The following is a 1,094-nucleotide window of genomic DNA, read 5'->3' as shown; positions in this document are numbered from 1 at the left end:
GGGCCATGCCCGACATCATGGCCATCATGGCCGTCTGCCCGGGCGCTTCGCCCAGGCTCTTCGACGCCTCGCGCAGCGCTTGCGGCGCGTGGGCGTAGATCCGGTAGTCGAAGCGCGCGACCGGCTCGGCCGGGGCGCTGTCGTCGATGGCCGTCGCGAAGCCGAGCGCCAGCGCGGTCGGCCCATCCATCACCGTCTCGTCGCGCATGATCCGGCGCGCCTCCTCGGCGCCGATCCCGGCGCGCTTCGCGTAGACCGCCGCATAGGCGTCCGCGATCACCCGCAGCGCCTGCGCGGCGCGCACATGATCGGCCTCGGTGCCCCGGCCCTCGGCACAGGGGCTCGCCGGGTCGTGCACCAGCATGTAGCTGCCAAGGCGCATCGTGATCGTGTCGCCCGCCATCGCGATCAGGCTGGCCGAGGACATCGCCACGGCGTCGATCACCACGTGCACCTCACCGGGATAGTCGACGAGCATCGTGTAGATCGCCTGCCCCTCGGCGGCGATCCCGCCGCCCGAGTTGATCCGCACCGTCACCGGGCCGCTCATCGCGGCAAGCTGCTCGCGCACCTGTGCGGCGGTGAAAAACTCCTCGTCCCACCAGGCGTTGCCGCAGCTGCCGTAAAGTCGGATCTCGTTCATCCCTGCTCCTTTGCTGATTGACCCGCGCTATCGGCCGGATAGGCGCGAAGGGGCGTCTGCGCCCCGGCATCGCTGTCGAAGACCAGACCGGCCGTCCGATCCACCCCACGCTCTGCGATGATCTCCTCGAGCACGCGCTCGGGATCATAGCCGAGGCGGCGGATAATCTCGGACCGGCTCACGAAACCCGCCCGCACCTGGTCTGCCATGGCAAGGATCTCGCGCGTCGGATCGACGATCACCCGCGGCGGCGGCACCCAGTCGAGCGCCACGGCCGCCGACCGCGCCCCGGACATCAGCCGCCAGCCGTCGACGATCCACCGCCCGATCGGCTGCATCATCTGCGGCACCATCATCAGCCACTGCCAGGACGACACGTTGCGGTCCATCTCCATCCGCCCCATCCGGGCCGAGGAGAAGTTGACGTTCGAGAAGTCGTTGGTCAGCGCCT

Annotated in this window: 1 protein-coding gene and 1 pseudogene; both read right to left on the bottom strand. The window is 69.6% G+C overall.

The genetic code is table 11. From position 1 onward, the window contains the following. On the bottom strand, nt 1-643 hold a 643-nt coding region (locus EOW65_RS19825; protein WP_164880182.1), incomplete at its 3' end, for a head maturation protease, ClpP-related. Further along, a pseudogene (locus EOW65_RS20070) lies at nt 640-1,094 on the bottom strand (hypothetical protein); the annotation flags it as partial. The gene EOW65_RS19825 and the pseudogene EOW65_RS20070, both read right to left, overlap by 4 nt.

This window comes from Paenirhodobacter ferrireducens, assembly GCF_004022265.1.
GTDB lineage: Bacteria > Pseudomonadota > Alphaproteobacteria > Rhodobacterales > Rhodobacteraceae > Rhodobacter > Rhodobacter ferrireducens.
The sequence above is the reverse complement of the archived record's forward strand: the minus strand, read 5'-3'. Positions and strand labels throughout refer to the sequence as shown.